Raw genomic sequence first — 16583 nt, 5'->3', positions numbered from 1 at the left:
CAAAGGATATGGGCCTTCATTGCATGGATTGGACCCCTACAATTTCGGAGCTGAGCGGGCCGCGCTATCAGCGCATCGTCGAAGCCATGGAGGCCGACATCGCCGCCGGCCGGCTGGTGCGCGGCCAGCAATTGCCGACGCAGCGGGCGCTGGCAAAGGCGCTCGGCATCGACCTCACCACGGTGACACGCGCCTACACCGAGGCGCGGCGCCGCGGCATCATGGAGGCCCGGGTCGGCCAGGGCTCGTTCGTGTCGGAGACCAGCGCGCGCCGCGTGGTCGATCTGCCGCATCCCGTCGCGATCGACCTCTCGATGAACGTGCCGCCGCAACCTCTCGAAGCGCAGCTCGACGAGCGCATCATCGCCGGGATGGAAGCCATCCGCGCGCAATCGGGCCTGACCGCGCATCTCAACTACCAGCCGCCCGGCGGCAGCGCACACGAGCGCGAGGTCGCGGCGCGATGGATGCGCCCCCGCGTGCCGCATGCGCATGCCGACAGGCTCGTGATCTTTCCCGGCGCACAGACGATCCTGTTCAACCTGCTCGCCCACGTCGCCCGGCCCGGCGACATCGTGCTGACGGAAGCCCTCACCTTCCCCGGCATCAGGGCCGCCGCCGCGCGCCTCGGCGTCAGACTCGTCGGCGTCGCGATGGATGACGGCGGCATCCTGCCAGAGGCGCTGGCAAAGGCTTGCCGCACGCATAGACCGAAAGCGGTCTATCTCATTCCGACGCTGCACAATCCGACCACCGCGACGCTTCTCCCCGAGCGCCGCAGCGCCATCGCCAAGATCATCAACGATGCCGATACGATTCTGATCGAGGACGATGCCTACGGGCTGCTCGATCGCTCGGCATCGCCGATCGCCAATCTCATTCCGGATCAGACATATCTCGCGACCACGCTGTCAAAATGTATGGCGCCCGCACTACGGGTCGCCTATCTGGTGACGCCCGACGGCAGCTCGCAGCGGGAGATGCGTAGCTCTTTGCAGGCGACGGTGCAGATGCCGGCGCCGCTGATGGTCGCGCTGGTGACGCATTGGATCGAGACCGGGATCGCCGACCGCATCATCACCGCCATCAGAAGCGAGGCGATCGGCCGCCAGCAGCTCGCGCAACGGGCGCTCAAGGGATTTGAGTTCCAGGCCAAGCCCGCCGCGCATCATCTGTGGCTGCGGCTGCCGGAGGACCGTCCCGATGTCGCGGCGCATCTGCTGCGGAATGGACTGGCAGTCGTCGCCGGCGAGGCCTTCACCGTCGACGGGACCGCACCACACGCGGCACGCGTCTCGCTAGGCGCGGCGCGCAACCGGGCGGAATTGACGGAGGCGCTGCGCATCCTCATGAGCGCGCTGCACAGGCCCGCCGACACCCGGCAGATCGTCTAGCAAATACCTATCGATGCTGCCGGCGATGGTGGGAGCGCACGACCGGCGCAACAGCCGATGGATAAGCTTGCGATGCGTAGGCATCGCTCGGCTGGCCGAGAGCCCCGCGCGCGGCGGGCGTGAGCTGGCCGCCATTCAGAACGTCGCGGTCGGGATGGGCAGCCTGATAGGCCGCAGGCTCGGAAAACTGGGCCTGCGCCATGGTCGGCATCAAGGCCGCCGCCGACACTAGTGCGGCCGCGACGGCAATCTTCGTGCGGGTCATCGTCCTTCTCCATATCTCATTCGGGAGACTGGCCGATCGAACCGCATGATGGCGTCGAGCGGGCCCCCAGTTTGAAGTACGAGCGTCATGTAGGCCTGTCTTTCGCGAACGCCCGCTGCTGGGGATCACGCTTGCGTGCGGTTTTGAAATTGACCTGCATGGCCGCAGCTGTGCTATGCGAGCGATGGCGATCAACAGTTCGGGATCGTCAAGATAACAGGGACAATCTGTTGGAAATACTCACCTACGGGCTGCTGCTGCTCGGCGCACTGGCCGGGGGCTTCGTCTCGGGCCTTGCCGGTTTCGGCACGGCGCTGATGGCGCTCGGCATCTGGCTCTACGTGCTGCCGCCCTCTCTCGCGGTGCCCCTGGTGCTGATCTGCTCGGTGATCGCGCAGAGCTCGACGCTGCCGTCGATGTGGAAGAGTTTTGATCTCTCGCTGGTCTGGCCGTTCCTGATTGGAGGACTGATCGGCGTGCCGCTGGGCACCATGCTGGTCGCCTCCGCCGATCCAAAAGTGTTCAAGCTGAGCGTCGGCGTGCTGATCCTTGTTTTTTCGACGGCTCTCTATCTGAACAAGCGGCCGCTCGCCGTCACGTTCGGCGGCCGCATTGCCGACGGCGCGATCGGTTTTGCCGGCGGCATCTTGGGTGGCCTTGCCGGACTGTCGGGGCCACTTCCGATCCTGTGGGCAAACATCCGAGGCTGGAACAAGCACGAGCGGCGCGGCATCTTCCAGCTCTTCAATTTCACCGTGCTCGGCGCCGCCTTGGTGTTGCAGACCGCCTCGGGCCTCGTCGCGTTCAAGGTGGTCTGGCTCGCAGTGATCGCATTTCCGGGCACGCTGATCGGCGCATGGGCCGGCGCGCGCGTCTATCATGCGCTGAGCGACAAGCATTTCGGCGATGTCGTGCTCGGTCTGTTGTTCCTGTCGGGCCTCGGCCTGGTCTGGAACAGTTTGGGCACGCACTGACTCCGTATTGTCTTCGCGGCGAGCGCCATGCCGCCGGCAATGCCGACGCCAAGCACGTAGATCCAGCCCTCGGCGAAATCGAACAGATGCGAGTTGAGCAGCGAGGACAGCATGTTCTGCACCACGACCAGAAGGCCGACCCAGCAGGCCAGCCCCTCTCCGCGAAACAGCGAGAGGTGCGCGAACCAGAGCGCATAGAGGATCACGACGCCCGACGCGCCCCACTGCACGGCGACATTGAGCGTCTGGTTGTGCGGATCACCGACGATTTCCGCTCGAACCCCGCTCTCGCCGACAGCCGCGCGCGCGAACAGGCCGCGGATCGCCCCGGTGCCGTGACCGAGCAGCGGCGCGTCCGCGGTGAACGCCAGCGATTTGCGCCAAAACTCCAGTCGTGACCCCATGCCGCTGACATCATTGCCGGCGATGCTGACCTCATAGTCTCCGTTGAATTTGGCGACTGTTGCGCGCAGACGCGGCGAGGCGGTCCACAGCAGCACGGCCAACAGCCCCATCGCGCCGACGGCGAAGAGTGCGGTGCGGCGGCGCAAATGCAAAAGCGCGAAGACCACGATCAGGATCGGCAGCGTCACCAGCGCTGTCCGCGAGACCACGACGAACATCATGTTGGCGAGGAATCCGATCGCGAGCGCCACGAACAGCGCCGCGACGCGGTAGCGGCCTCGTCGCAGCAGCGACACGATCGGGTAGACCAGCGCGATCGCACAGAGCGCGAACTCCTGGCTCTGGTCGATATAATTGCGCACCGCGATCCCGCTTTCGACCTTGTAGGGCCCGCGCGACAGATAGAGTTTCAGCGACAATGCGGGATCGACGGCGACGGCGAAGGAATAGAGCATCAGTGCCGTGCAGGATACCAGGAACGCGGAAAACACCCAGCCGCCAAACGGCCAACGCTCGAACTGGTAGATCAGAAGCGGAATTACCAGCAGCTTCGCCGCCGGGCCGATCGCATGGATTCGGTCCGGCCACGGCGCATCCGACCAGAGCGTGCCGATGGCGGCGAGTAGGACCAGCGCAATCGGCAGCAGGCAGATTGCCCGAAGCAGCGAACGCGGAAATTCGCGAAGGTCGAGGAACGCGAACGCGATCAGCCAGGGAATGAGCGCGAAAATGAGCCCGGTCGTGGTCCACGGCAACAGCAACGCGATCAGCGCGACGGAGCGGGCTGGCGTGCGATAGCGTGCCGCCCAGATCGCGGCGAGCCAGGAATTGGGCCGCTGCTCGTTCAACACCTCGGTCATTTGGCCCCTGCAGCCGATCCCCACGGCGCGGCAAGTTTGCCGGAGCCGTGGGGCGGGGACAAGCGATCGCTACGCTGGCGCGCGTACAGGAGACGCCACGCGCTTGGGCGCAGCCGGCTCCGGGGACTTCTCATGCCGGAGCGTGGCAAGGCGCTTCCTGAATTCACGCCGTAGCAGCCACAAGCTCAGGGCCGCCTGCAGCGTGGTTGTCGCGATCGACAGGTACCAGACGTGCTCGATCCGGAAGCCCGGCCGCGTCGACAGCCAGATCGCCGGCAGCGAATAGGTGAGCACGCGCGTTGCCGAACTCCACAGCACCGGCTTGGTATTGCCGAGGCCCTGGAACATGCTCGAGCAGGTGAAGATCACGCCCTGCGCCACCATGTTGAGCGAGATGATCCGCAGGAACAGGAACGCGATCTCCATGGTTTCCCGGTCGTTCGAGAACCCCGAGAGCAGGAGCTGCGGCTTCAACTGCGCGAGGCACATGAAGCCTATCATCACGACACTGGTGATCAGCGCCGCCTTGACGAAGGTTTCGCGCACGCGCTCGCCTTTTCCGGCGCCCATGTTCTGGCCGGCGATTGGCCCAGCGGCGAGCGCAACTGCAAGCGCCGGCATCTGGATCAGGCCCAGGACCCGTTGTCCGATCCCGAAACCGGCCTGCGCCGCCGCACCGAAATCGCGCAGCACGAAATAGACCACCGCCATGAGGATGAACATCATCGCGAACTCGCCGCCGGCAGGCAGGCCGACATTGAGGATGCGCCTCAGATGCTGCGCCTGCGGACGCCACTGCGCCGGATTGAAGGCGACATAGCGTTCGACCTTACGAAAATGCGCAAGCAGCGTCACGACGCCGATCAACACCGCGATCGAGCTCGCCAGCCCCGCACCGGCAACGCCGAGCGCATGGCCCGTGCCCAAGCCCGCGATCAGAACCGGCGCCAGCGCGATGTTGATGGCCACCGCAAGCGCCTGCACCAGCATCGTGGGACGCACGATGCCGGTAGCGCGCAGCGCGGATCCCATCACCTGGCTCGCGAATTGCAACGCGAGCGCCGGCATGAACCACAGCAGATACGTGGCCCCCGCCTCGATCGTGGCTTCGTCCGCGGCGATCGCATGCATGTAGGCGCGCGACAGCGCCGCGCCTGCGACCAGGGTCAACAGTCCGAACAGCACCGACAGCACGATCGCCTGATTGAAGATCAAATTGGCATCCGGCCGATCCTTGCGTCCCACGGCATGCGCGATCAACGACACCGCGCCGACGCCGAGCACCTGCATCAGCGCGTTGATGAGAAAGCCGGCATTGCCGGCCGCCGCCACGCCCGCGACCGCGGCATCGCCCAAGCCCGAGACGAAGTACAGATCGACCAGCTGGCAAAGCATGATCGTGACCATACCGACCATGATCGGCGGTGCCATGCCCAGAATGTGCTTCGCGACGGAGCCGTTGGTCAGGTCTTTCATTTCACCCATCCTTGACCGATTCCTTGGCGACGCGGCCGACATTGGTCCGCCGGCCGCGCGCCACTCATTCCGCTGCTGCGATCTGTCCGAGCTCCACCACCTGGCGCTCGAACAGGCCGCGATAGATGCCGCCGGGCCTGGCCGCGAGCTTGGCATGCGTGCCTTGCTCGACGATCTCGCCGCGGTCGAACACCAGGATGCGATCGAGGCTCTTCACCGTCGAGAGCCGGTGCGCGATCACGATCGAGGTGCGGCCTCGCATCAGCCGCTCCATCGCCTGCTGGATCAGCGCCTCGGATTCCGAATCGAGGCTCGAGGTCGCTTCGTCCAGGATCAGCACCGGCGCGTCCGCCAGGAAGGCGCGCGCCAGCGCCACGCGCTGCCGCTCGCCGCCGGAGAGCTTGACGCCGCGTTCACCGACCAGCGTGCCGTAGCCCTTGGGCAGGCGCAGGATGAAGTCATGCGCGTTGGCCAGCCGTGCCGCCTGCTCGATCGCCTCCAGGCTGGCGCCGGGCCGGCCATAGGCGATGTTCTCGGCGAGCGAGCGGTGGAACAGGATCGGGTCCTGCTGCACGACCGCGATCTGGCTGCGCAGCGAATGCTGCGTGGCCTTGGCGATGTCTTGCCCATCGATCAGAACGCGGCCGCCGGTGACGTCGTAGAGCCGCTGCACCAGCTTGACGAAGGTGGTCTTGCCGGAGCCGGAGCGGCCGACGAGACCGACGCGTTCGCCGGCGCGGATCGTGACCGACAGTCCATCATAGAGCGGCGCATGATGGCCGCCATAATGGAACGTGACGTCGTCGAACACGAGCTCGCCGCGCTCGATCGCAATCGGCCGCGCGTCCGTCGCATCCGTAATCCCGATCGGCTCGTCGTGGATCGCCACCAGCTCCTCCATGTCATTGACCGAGCGCTGCAGGTTGTTGATGTGCATTCCGACGTCGCGCAAATAGGCATGGATGACGTAGTAGCTCGTCAGCACATAGGTGACGTCGCCGGGCGAGGCTCGCCCCGACATCCACAGCAGCACGGCGCCGCCGATCACGGAGGCACGCAGGGCCAGCAGCACCGAGAGCTGCGCCAGATTGGTGTAGTTGTAGCGCAGCCAGGTCCGCCGCACGCGCACGCGCCAGCGGTTGACGACACGGGCAAGCCGCGCATCCTCGCGCGCTTCCGCGCCGAACGATTTCACCACCGCGTTGCAGGTCAACGCATCCGCCAGCGTGCCGCCGACCTTGGTGTCCCAGGCATTGGAGATGCGCGCGGCCGGCGCGATGTAGCGCGTCGAGAACAGCACCGTCATCGTGACATAGGCCAGCGCGCCCAGCGCGATCACCGCGCCAAGCGAGGCCCAGTGCAGGCCGAGCAGGATCATCGACCCGATCAGCACCAGCAGCGACGGCGCCAGCGCCATCAAGATGGTGTCGTTCAACAGGTCGAGCGCCCACATGCCGCGGGTGACCTTGCGCACCGTGGATCCCGCAAAGGAGTTGGCGTGCCAGTCGGTCGAGAACCGTTGCACGCGCATGAAGGCTTCCTGCGCGACCTCGGACATGATCTTCAGCGAGAACGGCACGATGGCCTGGAGGCCGGTCAGCCGCAGCACCATGGAGGCTGCGCCCAGCGCCACGATACCGCCCAATGCCATCAGCGCCGCGTGCCGCGCGGCGGAATCGGATGGGCCGCGCGTCAGGGCGTCGACCAGATGTCCGGAGAAGACCGGCATGAACAGGTCGGCGATGGTCGCACCCAACAAGCCGCCGGCGACGATGAGGGTACGCCCCGGCTGCTTCAGCCAGTGCCGGAACACGAAGGGCAGCACCACGCGTATCGCCGCGGGCCTTTTTGACAGAGCGGTCATGGCATCATCCGGCCGCTTATGGCGCGGGCCGGCTCCATTGATGGACGCAGGCCGGCCGCGAGGGCCGAGACGGCGTCACTTAAAGTTGGTTTTGACTTGGGAAGCGGGGCGATCGGGACCAGGAGCCCAATCGAAGCTGGCGGAAGAGGCCTCTAGGAGGCCGAGCACATACCGAGCCAGAACATCATCGAGCGCGGGCGTGCGATCTGCGAATGCGACGAAATCATGCAAATCCTCCCGGTTCGATGGAATGAGGTGCGCTTTATAGATGTGTCAGTGGTGATTTGCAACGGGGCTCGCGCGAGATCACGCACGAGTGTTGCAAATTAGTGCGCGTCGCCGCTGGCGCCGAACGGCGAGGCCGGCCTCTTCAACAGTGTGACGAGCAGGGTGAGGCCGAGATAGAACAGCGTCAGGATGAAGAAAGCATCGCCGAAGCCCATCACCACGGCCTGGCGATGCACGAGCTGGCTGAGCTGCTTCATCGCCATCAGCGTGGAATCGCCAAGCCCCTGAAACTTCTGCATGAACATGGTCAGGGTTTCGGTCGCGGTCGCGTTGCCCCAGGTCACACGCTCCTGCAGGCGCGTAATGTGCAGATCGGTGCGGTCATTGAGCACGGTGTTGATGACGGCGAGACCTACGGCACCGCCGAGATTGCGCATCAGGTTGAAGAGGCCCGAGGCGTTCTTCACCCGGTCGGGCGCCAGCGTGCCGAGCGCGATGTTGTTGGTCGGCACCATCGCGAACATCATGCCGATGCCGCGCAGGATCTGCGGAATCAGCAACTCATAGAAATCGTAGTCGCGCGTGATCCAGGTCATCTGGTAGGAGCCGAGCGCGAACACGACGAGCCCGAACGCGATCATGTAGCGCATGTCGTACTTCGCCATGAGACGCCCGACCACCGGCGCGATCAGGAACATGGTGATGCCCGAGACGAACATGGTCTCGCCGATCATCAGTGCGCTGTAGCCACGCACTTCGGCGAGGTAGCGCGGATAGATGTAGGTCAGGCCGTAGAGGCCGATGCCGATGCAGAACTGAAGGACGCAGCCGATCGCGAAATTGCGGTTGGAAAAGGTGCGTAGATTGACGATCGGCTCGGCCGCCGTGAAGACGCGCCAGAAGAAGGCGATCGCCGAGATGCCGCAGATCCAGGCGCAGATCGCGACCGAGGGGTCCTGCATCCATTCATATTGCGGGCCTTCCTCCAGCACGTATTCCAGCGTGCCGAGGAAGCCGGCCATGAACAGCAGCCCCCACCAGTCGAAACGGTCGAGCAACTCGAAATGCGGCTCGTCGAAATCGACCAGCGCCAGCACGCCGATGGTGATGCCGATGCCAGGCACGATGTTGATGAAGAACAGCCAGTTCCAGGACATCAGGTCGGTGATGTAGCCGCCGACAGTTGGCCCGATGGTCGGAGCCAGCGTTGCGACGAGCCCGATGATGGGACCGACGATGTGGAATTTGGTGCGTGGGAAAACGGTGTAGGCCGAGGCGAACACCGTCGGGATCATGCCGGCGCCGAGAAAACCTTGCAGCGCGCGCCAGAGGATCATCTCCTCGATGGTGGTGGCGAAGCCGCAGAGCAGGCTCGATGCGGTAAAGCCTGCCGCCGAGATTGCGAACAACAGCCGCGTGCCGAAGGCGCGCGACAAGAATCCCGACAGCGGGATCGCGATCACTTCGGCGATCAGATAGGCGGTCTGGACCCAGGAGACCTCGCTAGAGCTTGCCGACAGGCCGGCCTGGATTTCACTCAGGGACGCCGAGACGATCTGGATGTCCAGGATCGACATGAACATCCCGAACACCATGATGATGAAAGCGAACAGCCGCTTCGGCGCGATGCGCTCCGAAGCGGGGTCCGCCATCATGGCAGGTGAAGCGGTCGTGGCGTTCGCCATGGTCTGACCTCGCGGCGCAGGCGCGCTACTGCGGATGGATCATGGTGGCGTCGTCGAGATCGACCTCGCTGTCGGCGTCGGCCGCGCCCTTGTTGGTGTCGACCGTTGCAGTGACCGACATGCCGGCGCGGAGCAGGTTTTGCTTCGCGACCGACTTCGGCACGCGGATGCGGACCGGCACGCGCTGCACGATCTTGGTGAAGTTGCCGGTGGCATTGTCAGGCGGCAGCAGCGTGAACACCGAGCCCGCGCCCGCTGCGATGCTGTCGACGACACCGGAGAACTTGCGCATGCCGTAGGCATCGACCTTGATCGTCACAGGCTGGCCGGGGCGGATGCGCTTGAGCTGGGTCTCCTTGAAATTGGCGTCGATATAGACGTTATCGAGCGGCACGACGTTGCCGAGCCGCTGGCCAACCGCGACGAAATCGCCGGCACTGACGAGGCGGTTCGAGAACGTGCCGTCGACCGGCGCGCGCACCGCGGTGAAGGCGAGATCGCGCTCGGCCTTGGCCAGCGTGGTCTTGAGCTCGGCGAGTTGCGCCTGCGCTTCGGCCTGCTGCGCCTTGGCGACGTCGACATTGCTGAGCGCGACGTCGTAGGCGGCCTGCGCAGCCTTGACCGCGGCGGCGCCCTGGTCGCGTCCGGCTTCGGAGCTCTCGAAGGTGGCGCGCGAGGCAAAACCCTTGTTGCTCAGCGCCTGCTGGCGCTCATAATCGAGGTCGGCGCGCTTGAGGCCGGCTTCGGCGGAGACGAGTTGCGCCCTGGCCTGCGCGACCTGGCTGTCGAGCGCCGCGACCTGGCGGCCGATGCGATCGATGGTGGCCTGCTGGGTCGCGATCCTGGTCGCGGCGGCGTCGACGGCGATCTTGTAGTCGCCGTCGTCGACGCGGAAGACGATGTCGCCGGCGCGCACCGTCGTGTTGTCGCCGGCGAGGATCGAGGAGACGTGGCCAGCAACGCGCGCGCCCAGCATGGTGTTGTTGGCGCGGACATAGGCGTCGTCGGTCGCGACGTAGAAGCGGCCGACCAGCGTGTAATAGCCGGCATAGCTCGCGGCCGCGAGCGCCAGCACGAGCCCTACTCCCATCATCACGAATTTGCGCTTGCCGGACTTCGGCGCGCCGGCGGCGGGCGCGTCTGGGGCTGCGGCCGGCTTGTCGGTCACGGGCTTCTCCGGCGCCTCGCTGGGACGGCGCTTGGTTTCCTCGGCCACATGAGAGCGCAACTGCTCGGCGAGAGCCACAGACGTCTCGGTGGCAGCGTCACCACCCGCGGGCGCCGGCGTCTCCACGGCGTCCGGGCGAAGGACGCGCGCAGCCTGGTCTCTCACTACGGCCATGGAGGCCTCCCCAAAAAAGCGCGATGAGGGACAACCCGCCCTACGGCCGGTTCCCTCTCACCCATCCCAAATATCATTGACCGAACGGTTCGGTCAATATAGATAATACCCGAACGGACCCTACCGGCCCGAATCCTTTATTTCGGTTTCATCACCCTGGACCGATGCAAAAACTTTCCGAGACCCTGAACCAATGATTGTACCCGGCCGCGAACATCTCCACGTCGTCCAGGAGGAGGACAGCTCCAAACGCCGCCAGATCCTGGACGGGGCCCGCAAGGTGTTCATGGATCTCGGGTTTGACGGTGCCAGCATGGGCGAGATCGCCCGCGCTGCGCAGGTCTCCAAGGGCACGCTTTACGTCTACTTCGCCGACAAATGCGCGCTGTTCGAAGCCATCCTCGAGCAGGAGGCGCTCCAGCACGGGCAGGTCGCGTTCAATTTCGATCCGGCACGCGATGTTGAAACCACGCTGAAGGATTTCGGCCGGGCCTACAACCGTCTGCTGTGCCGGCCCGGCGGCGGATCGGCGATCCGCACCGTGATGGCGATCGCCGAGCGCATGCCCGATCTCGGCCGCCGCTACTATGCGCGGGTGCTGGACAAGTCGATCAACCGCCTCTCCGACTATCTCAAAGCCCACGCCGCCGCCGGCGATCTCGATATCGACGATTGCGATCTGGCGGCGTCGCAGTTCATGGAACTGTGCAAGGCCTCGCTGTTCCTGCCCTTCGTCTTCCAGGCCGCGCCCGCACCGTCGGAAGAGCGCATGAGCGAAGTCGTCGACAGCGCGACGCGGATGTTCCTGGCAGCGTATCGGGCGAAGTAGCGGCAAGGCGGGCCTGCGTTGCAGGCCGCTCCGGCGGCATTATATTCGGGCTCATGTCCCGTGATCTCCGCCCGCCCGTCGATATCCTCCATTACGAGATTGTCCAGGAACAGGCCTCCGCGCTCGGACGGATGGGCCGCACGCTCGAACAGGCGCTGGCGCGCCTGCGCGAGTTCGACGCCGCCCATGCCCTCCCCGAGGTGCCGGCCGCGATGCAGCCGGCCCGACGCAAGCTGGTGATGGAAGCCGGCCACGCGCTCTGGATGTTGGTGGTGCAGCGTGAGGCATCCGGCTTGCGCGACAGCCGCCACATCATGCGGACCTACAATGTCCCGGCCGAGGTGCAGTGCTGCATGGGGCTGGTGCCGGCAGCGTCGAAGCCGGCCTGAAATGATTTCTACGGGGCGCTAGACAAGGCCGGCCGTTACCACGGCAACGATTGCGATGGCTGCGAGCGCCTAGAAAGAGGCCATGGTCGAATGGCCGCTTGGGCACAGATTCTGATGATGGCAATACGTTTCGATCGCCGAGGTAGCAACAGCTACGCCAAACCTTCATCGGGAATATTGAGAACTGCGCCGCATGCTTTGCAATGCACGGCATCGCTCTCATGCCGCTGCAGTCCGCAAGTTGGGCAAGGAAATCTGACCTTGTTCGGACTCAACAATGCGCGCGCAAGATTGAAGAACAGGGTTACGCCGAAAATCATGATCACGACGGTTATCAAACGACCTATTGTGCCTGGCAGGGTGATATCGCCAAAGCCAGTCGTCGTCAGCGCGGTCACAGTGAAATACAGGGCGTCAGCATAATTCCGAATCTGATCGTTGCGAAACTTCTGGGTCTCGTAAACTATCCCCGTCATGACAAATATGAAAACCGCAAGATTGGTGACGGCAAAGATGACCTCCTCGTTGCGACGGAAGAACGACGAATCCATGCGCAACCTGGCGAGCATCTGGTAGTCACGGAGCATTCCCAGCGTCCGCAAAATCCGCAGAAAGCCGCCAGCCTCGCCAGCGAGGGGCGCCAGGAATGAAACGATGGCGACCATGTCAGCCCATGTCGAGAGGCGGCCGAACTTTCGAAGCGGATGCCGGTGGGCGAGTAGCCGTGCTGAAAAATCGGCCAATATCATTGCGCCGAATAGCAGGTCGAAGGTTTCGATGATCTCACTGGGGTGCAGGAACGACGTTCCGATGATGAACAGTATGGTCACAACATCAAACGCGAGCAAAGCATAGCGGAAACCAACGGCGCTGGGCGTTGTACCCTCGTAGAGGCGACGGACGCGGCTTCTCAGGGAGGTGTGGTTCACAGCTGCCATGCTCGCAGTTTGCACAGATGATTGCAGCTGGGACAACCCTCGCACCCTGGGAGATCTAAGTCAGTGCGACGAGTTCGAGCTAGTTGACGCTTCCGTGACAGTCCGCAGCACCAGCGTCAGGTGGCTGTTACCGGGATGGATTGTCGTCGGCACAACCTCGATGCTATCGGCTCCAAGTTCGCCTGCTTTCTTCCACTGAAACGCAGCGCCGGATCTGCTGTAGACATTCACCCTTTTTGTTTCTCTTCCGCGCTTCTTCCATCCGAGCTTTTGGAGCGTTCTTCGAAGCGGTCAGCGCCCTTCGCTAAATCGTGTCCCGTCTTGCTCTCGTTTTTCGCTTCGTCCTTAGCAGCCGCCTCGCGCAGGCCTTCAGCGGCGCGTTCCCCAGCTTTTGATGATTTTCGTTCGTCATCCATGTGAAGCACCTTTCCTGATAAACAACACGCTTCTCCAGGACTAATCCGTGCCTGTCCCAGATTGGCCATAACAAACTTCAACCGGATCGCTTGGAGATTGTTCCAGTTCGGTTGAAGCTAGTGCGTTTGCTGGCCCAAAGCTGATGTCAGACGAGCCGCGCAGTCCCTGTGCGCTAAAGGACTATCGAAGATTACAAACAGCATGTGCGCTCCGGTCACAAGCGCCCATCATGCTCAAGGCGGAGACTTCCGTTGCGTCGGTAAGCTGACCTTATTGGTTCACGCCTAGTCCGCCACCTGCTTCCTCAACGCAGCGAGATCGTTGACGACCATCTTGGTCGGGCCGGTCCAGATGATGCCGTCGTTCTGGAGGCGGCTGAGGATCAGGCTGATCGATTGGCGCGTCGCGCCGATCATGCGCGCGAGATTGGCCTGCGTGATGCGACCGAGCGAGATCGGGCCGCTCTCGTCCTGGGCTGCGTTCTCGCACAGCTTGACCAGCAGCAGCACCAACCGTTCCGCCGCCTTCTGCCCGGCCAGCGTCTGCGCCAGCATCGAATAGGTCTCGCCCTTGAAGCCGAGGCACTCGATCAGCGCGACTGCGAACGGCGGCGACTGCGCGATCAACCGGCGGACCGCATCCTGGTCGAGATGCAGTGCTTCGACGCGCCCGAGCGCGCGGGCCGACCAGCTGTGGCGGTGATCGCCGAGGATATAGGGCGCGCCGACGAAGTCGTCGGCCTCCCAGGTCGACAGCATCAGTTCGCGCCCCTGCGTGCCGGCATGGGTGCTTTCGACGATCCCGTTCAGGATGATGTGGATGCCGTTTGCGGGCTCGCCCTCCCGCAGCAGATATTCGCGGTTCTGGTAGGTCGCGAGCCTGCCGGTTCGCATCACCAGCTCCAGATCGGGCTTGTCCAACGCCTTCAGCACATAACGTCCGGTCCCGGGCCGTGGCAGGTCGGCGCGCGGCTCAACTGGATCGGCCACCTCATGCGCATCGCTGCGCCCCACGATCGGTCTCCCTTCGAGTGACGGCTCGAAGGCTAGGAGGTCTCCGCTCGGATTGCAACGCGGCGCAGATGTTCTGGCTCGGCCGAAGCCCCCATGAAAGCGCAAGCCAGATCGGTGAGCAGGCGCTCCCGGCCGGCCGGCGCCAGGAACGTGATGCCATAGGGCACGCCGGCTGCGGTGACGGCGTTCGGAACGGCGATGGCGGCCAGCCCAAGCGGGTTGGCGTAGTTGGTGTAATAGCCGTTGTTGAAGTTGGCCGTCAGCGGATCGCGCGCGACGTCGTCGATGCTCAGCACGGTGCCGACCGTCGGCACGACCAGCGCATCATGAACTTGCCAGAAATCGCGCAGCGACCGCTGGACCTCCTTGACCTTGTAGAGCGCACGATAGGCGTCGGCCGCCGTGAACTTGCGGCTGCCGATGACGAGGTCGCGCACGATCTTCACGCCCGCCTCCGGGTTGGCGTCGAGGAATGCGCCGACCGACACGTCCCGCTCGGCGAGGAAAGGTCCGAAAAACATCAAATCGTTGACCGAGATGAACGGCGCGAAATCGACCAATGCGACCGACAGATCGAGCTGCCGCAGCTTGCGGAGTCCATCGCCGAACAGCGCCTCCGTTTCCGCATTGCCGAAGAACCTGAGCTGATCCGGACGCGGCGTTGCGATGTTGAGCGGCCGCGCCGGAGATGCCTGCTCCGTCCATCCGGCGGAATCCACCGGTGAAAAACAGTCCTCGACATCGCGCCGCGCCAACACGCGATAGATCTCGTGGCCATCGCGGGGATCGCACGTGTAGAGCGAGATGGTATCGAAACTACGGCACGCGTAGACCATGCCGCGCTGACTGAAGGCGCCGGGCGCCGGCTTGAAGCCGGTCACGCCACAATAGGACGCCGGCACCCTGCCCGATCCGCCGGTATCGGTGCCGAACGCAAAGGACGAGGTGCCCGTCGCGACCGATACCGCTGCGCCCGAGCTGGAGCCGCCGGGGATGTAGTCGGGGTTGTGCGGGTTGCGGGCGATGCCATAGGGCGAGCGCACGCCGACGAGGCCGGTCGCGAACTGATCCATATTGGTTTTGCCGAGATAGATCGCGCCGGCGGCGATGGCGTCGGCGACAACCGGGCTCGTGTCTTTCGCGGTGTAGGCGAATTCCGGGCAGGCCGAGGTGGTTTGCTCGTCGGCCACATCGATACAATCCTTGACCGAGAACACAAGGCCGTAGAGCGGCAGCTCGCCGATCTCGCCAATGCGGGCATCGAGCGCGCGGGCCTTCGCCATGACGCCTTGCGGATTTGCCGTCGAGATCCAGACGCCGCTCTGGTCGGCGTCATCGAGGCGCGACAACACGTGCGCGGCGACATCGGACGGCTTGAGCTCGCCGCTGCGATAGGCGGCGCGGAGGTGGCGAGGTGCGAGATTCATGTCGGTCACGTGCTTGCAGGAATTGACAATGTGCCGGCGAGGCAAGCCCGCCGGCACCGACCCTAGCGGCCGATCACCTTCTCCAGATAGGCGGGCTGGATGAAGGCTTCGAAGTCGGCGCGCGGCAGCAGCTTCGGCAGGCGCTCCTGCTTCACCAGGAAATCGGCGGTCGAGATCAGCGTGTCGACGAACTTGCCCTTTTTCGCGGATGTGCCGAGATACTCCTCCGTGAGCTGCGTGCTGCAGGGGATCATCCCGGTGCCCTTCATCATTCGCTGCGCGTCCTCGAGAGGCAGCGAAAGCTCTTCCGCGATCATTTCGGCAGTCTTCTCCGGGTTCTTCAGCCAGAAATCGATGCCTTCGCATTCGGCCTTGATGAATTTGTCGACGTAGGACGGATACTTCTCCGCGAACGCGTTCATGACGACGCCGATGTCCCAGGTCGGGTAGCCGCGCTTGGCCATCTCGCCCGAGGTGACGAGGATCTTGCCGCCGTTCTTCACGGCCTTGCCGAGATTCGGCTCCCAGAACCAGGCCGCGTCGATGTCGCCGCGAAGCCAGGCCGCCGCGATGTCCGCCGGCGCGAGGTCCAGAATCTTCATCGAGGCGGGATCGACACCCTCCTCCTTGAGCGCCTGGAGCAGGAGGTAGTGCGTCGTGGAGCCGAACGGCGCCGCCACCGTCTTGCCCTTGAGGTCCTTGAGCGAGGTGATGTTCTTGTCGGCGCGAACCACCATCGACTCGACGTAGTCAAGCATGTTGATCACCAGGATGCCCTTGATCGGCAGGGCGCGGGTCGCGCCGATCGCGGTCGGCGGGTTGCCAAGACCGCCGAAATCGACGTCGCTGCCGGCGATCGCGCGCAGCATGTCACCGCCGCCACCGATCTTGACGTATTTGATGTCGACGCCCGGCATCTCCTTGGCGAGCAGGCCAAGATGCTTGGTGACCAGCTGCGCATTGACCAGGTTCAGATAGCCGACGGTCACCTTCGCCGGCTTGTCCTCGGCGCGGACTGCGGCCGTGAGCGCCAACGTGGTAACCGCGAGCGTCGCAATCAGTCTCTTCATCATGGAG

At 64.3% G+C, this 16583-nt stretch carries 15 protein-coding genes; 4 read left to right on the top strand and 11 right to left on the bottom strand.

The window, feature by feature from the left end:
- Positions 1-23 precede the first annotated feature (23 nt).
- The gene (locus IVB36_RS36965) at positions 24-1394 is read left to right on the top strand and encodes a PLP-dependent aminotransferase family protein (RefSeq protein WP_247294875.1); all 1371 of its coding nucleotides are present in this window, start codon (positions 24-26) and stop codon (positions 1392-1394) included.
- Positions 1395-1401: 7 nt separating this feature from the next.
- On the opposite strand, the gene IVB36_RS36960 is transcribed toward IVB36_RS36965, so the two are convergent.
- Positions 1402-1659 carry a hypothetical protein gene (locus IVB36_RS36960; protein ID WP_018454225.1) on the bottom strand — a complete coding sequence of 86 codons (258 nt, stop codon included), beginning with the start codon at positions 1657-1659 and terminating at the stop codon, positions 1402-1404.
- 230 nt (positions 1660-1889) lie between these two features.
- Between IVB36_RS36960 and IVB36_RS36955 the strand changes: the two genes are divergently transcribed.
- On the top strand, positions 1890-2633 hold the full coding sequence (locus tag IVB36_RS36955; RefSeq protein WP_085349094.1) for a sulfite exporter TauE/SafE family protein: 744 nt from the start codon (positions 1890-1892) through the stop codon (positions 2631-2633).
- On the opposite strand, the gene IVB36_RS36950 is transcribed toward IVB36_RS36955, so the two are convergent.
- From IVB36_RS36950 to IVB36_RS36930, 5 genes are all read right to left on the bottom strand, one after another.
- The gene (locus IVB36_RS36950; protein WP_247294877.1) at positions 2537-3898 is read right to left on the bottom strand and encodes an O-antigen ligase family protein; all 1362 of its coding nucleotides are present in this window, start codon (positions 3896-3898) and stop codon (positions 2537-2539) included. The genes IVB36_RS36955 and IVB36_RS36950 overlap by 97 nt on opposite strands.
- A gap of 69 nt (positions 3899-3967) precedes the next feature.
- A complete protein-coding gene (locus IVB36_RS36945) occupies positions 3968-5374 on the bottom strand; it encodes an MATE family efflux transporter (protein WP_247294878.1) in 1407 nt (468 codons plus the stop codon).
- A 64-nt stretch (positions 5375-5438) separates the two neighbouring features.
- Entirely contained in the window at positions 5439-7238 is a 1800-nt protein-coding gene (locus IVB36_RS36940) for an ABC transporter ATP-binding protein (protein WP_247294880.1), read from the bottom strand.
- A 326-nt stretch (positions 7239-7564) separates the two neighbouring features.
- Positions 7565-9151, bottom strand: coding sequence for a DHA2 family efflux MFS transporter permease subunit (locus IVB36_RS36935; RefSeq protein ID WP_085349098.1), 1587 nt, complete (start codon positions 9149-9151; stop codon positions 7565-7567).
- Between the two features lie 25 nt (positions 9152-9176).
- Positions 9177-10493 carry an HlyD family secretion protein gene (locus tag IVB36_RS36930; RefSeq protein WP_085361417.1) on the bottom strand — a complete coding sequence of 439 codons (1317 nt, stop codon included), beginning with the start codon at positions 10491-10493 and terminating at the stop codon, positions 9177-9179.
- 193 nt (positions 10494-10686) lie between these two features.
- Between IVB36_RS36930 and IVB36_RS36925 the strand changes: the two genes are divergently transcribed.
- Positions 10687-11322, top strand: coding sequence for a TetR/AcrR family transcriptional regulator (locus IVB36_RS36925; RefSeq protein ID WP_085361418.1), 636 nt, complete (start codon positions 10687-10689; stop codon positions 11320-11322).
- Between the two features lie 53 nt (positions 11323-11375).
- Entirely contained in the window at positions 11376-11711 is a 336-nt protein-coding gene (locus IVB36_RS36920) for a DUF6665 family protein (protein ID WP_085361419.1), read from the top strand.
- Between the two features lie 152 nt (positions 11712-11863).
- Here IVB36_RS36920 and IVB36_RS36915 read toward each other — a convergent pair whose 3' ends face one another.
- The 5 genes from IVB36_RS36915 to IVB36_RS36895 all read right to left on the bottom strand — a co-directional run bounded on the left by IVB36_RS36915 (position 11864) and on the right by IVB36_RS36895 (position 16579).
- Positions 11864-12649, bottom strand: coding sequence for a potassium channel family protein (locus tag IVB36_RS36915; RefSeq protein WP_085361420.1), 786 nt, complete (start codon positions 12647-12649; stop codon positions 11864-11866).
- Positions 12650-12876: 227 nt separating this feature from the next.
- Entirely contained in the window at positions 12877-13065 is a 189-nt protein-coding gene (locus tag IVB36_RS36910) for a hypothetical protein (RefSeq protein ID WP_085385390.1), read from the bottom strand.
- A 285-nt stretch (positions 13066-13350) separates the two neighbouring features.
- The gene (locus IVB36_RS36905) at positions 13351-14079 is read right to left on the bottom strand and encodes a Crp/Fnr family transcriptional regulator (protein WP_018454215.1); all 729 of its coding nucleotides are present in this window, start codon (positions 14077-14079) and stop codon (positions 13351-13353) included.
- Positions 14080-14111: 32 nt separating this feature from the next.
- Positions 14112-15506 carry an amidase family protein gene (locus IVB36_RS36900; RefSeq protein WP_247294884.1) on the bottom strand — a complete coding sequence of 465 codons (1395 nt, stop codon included), beginning with the start codon at positions 15504-15506 and terminating at the stop codon, positions 14112-14114.
- A gap of 62 nt (positions 15507-15568) precedes the next feature.
- Complete coding sequence (locus IVB36_RS36895; RefSeq protein WP_085361535.1) at positions 15569-16579, bottom strand: ABC transporter substrate-binding protein; 1011 nt, start codon at positions 16577-16579, stop codon at positions 15569-15571.
- Positions 16580-16583 lie beyond the last annotated feature (4 nt).

The sequence above is a fragment of the Bradyrhizobium sp. 35 genome, assembly GCF_023073215.1.
Classification (GTDB): domain Bacteria; phylum Pseudomonadota; class Alphaproteobacteria; order Rhizobiales; family Xanthobacteraceae; genus Bradyrhizobium; species Bradyrhizobium canariense_D.
This window is presented reverse-complemented; position numbering and strand designations above follow the sequence as displayed.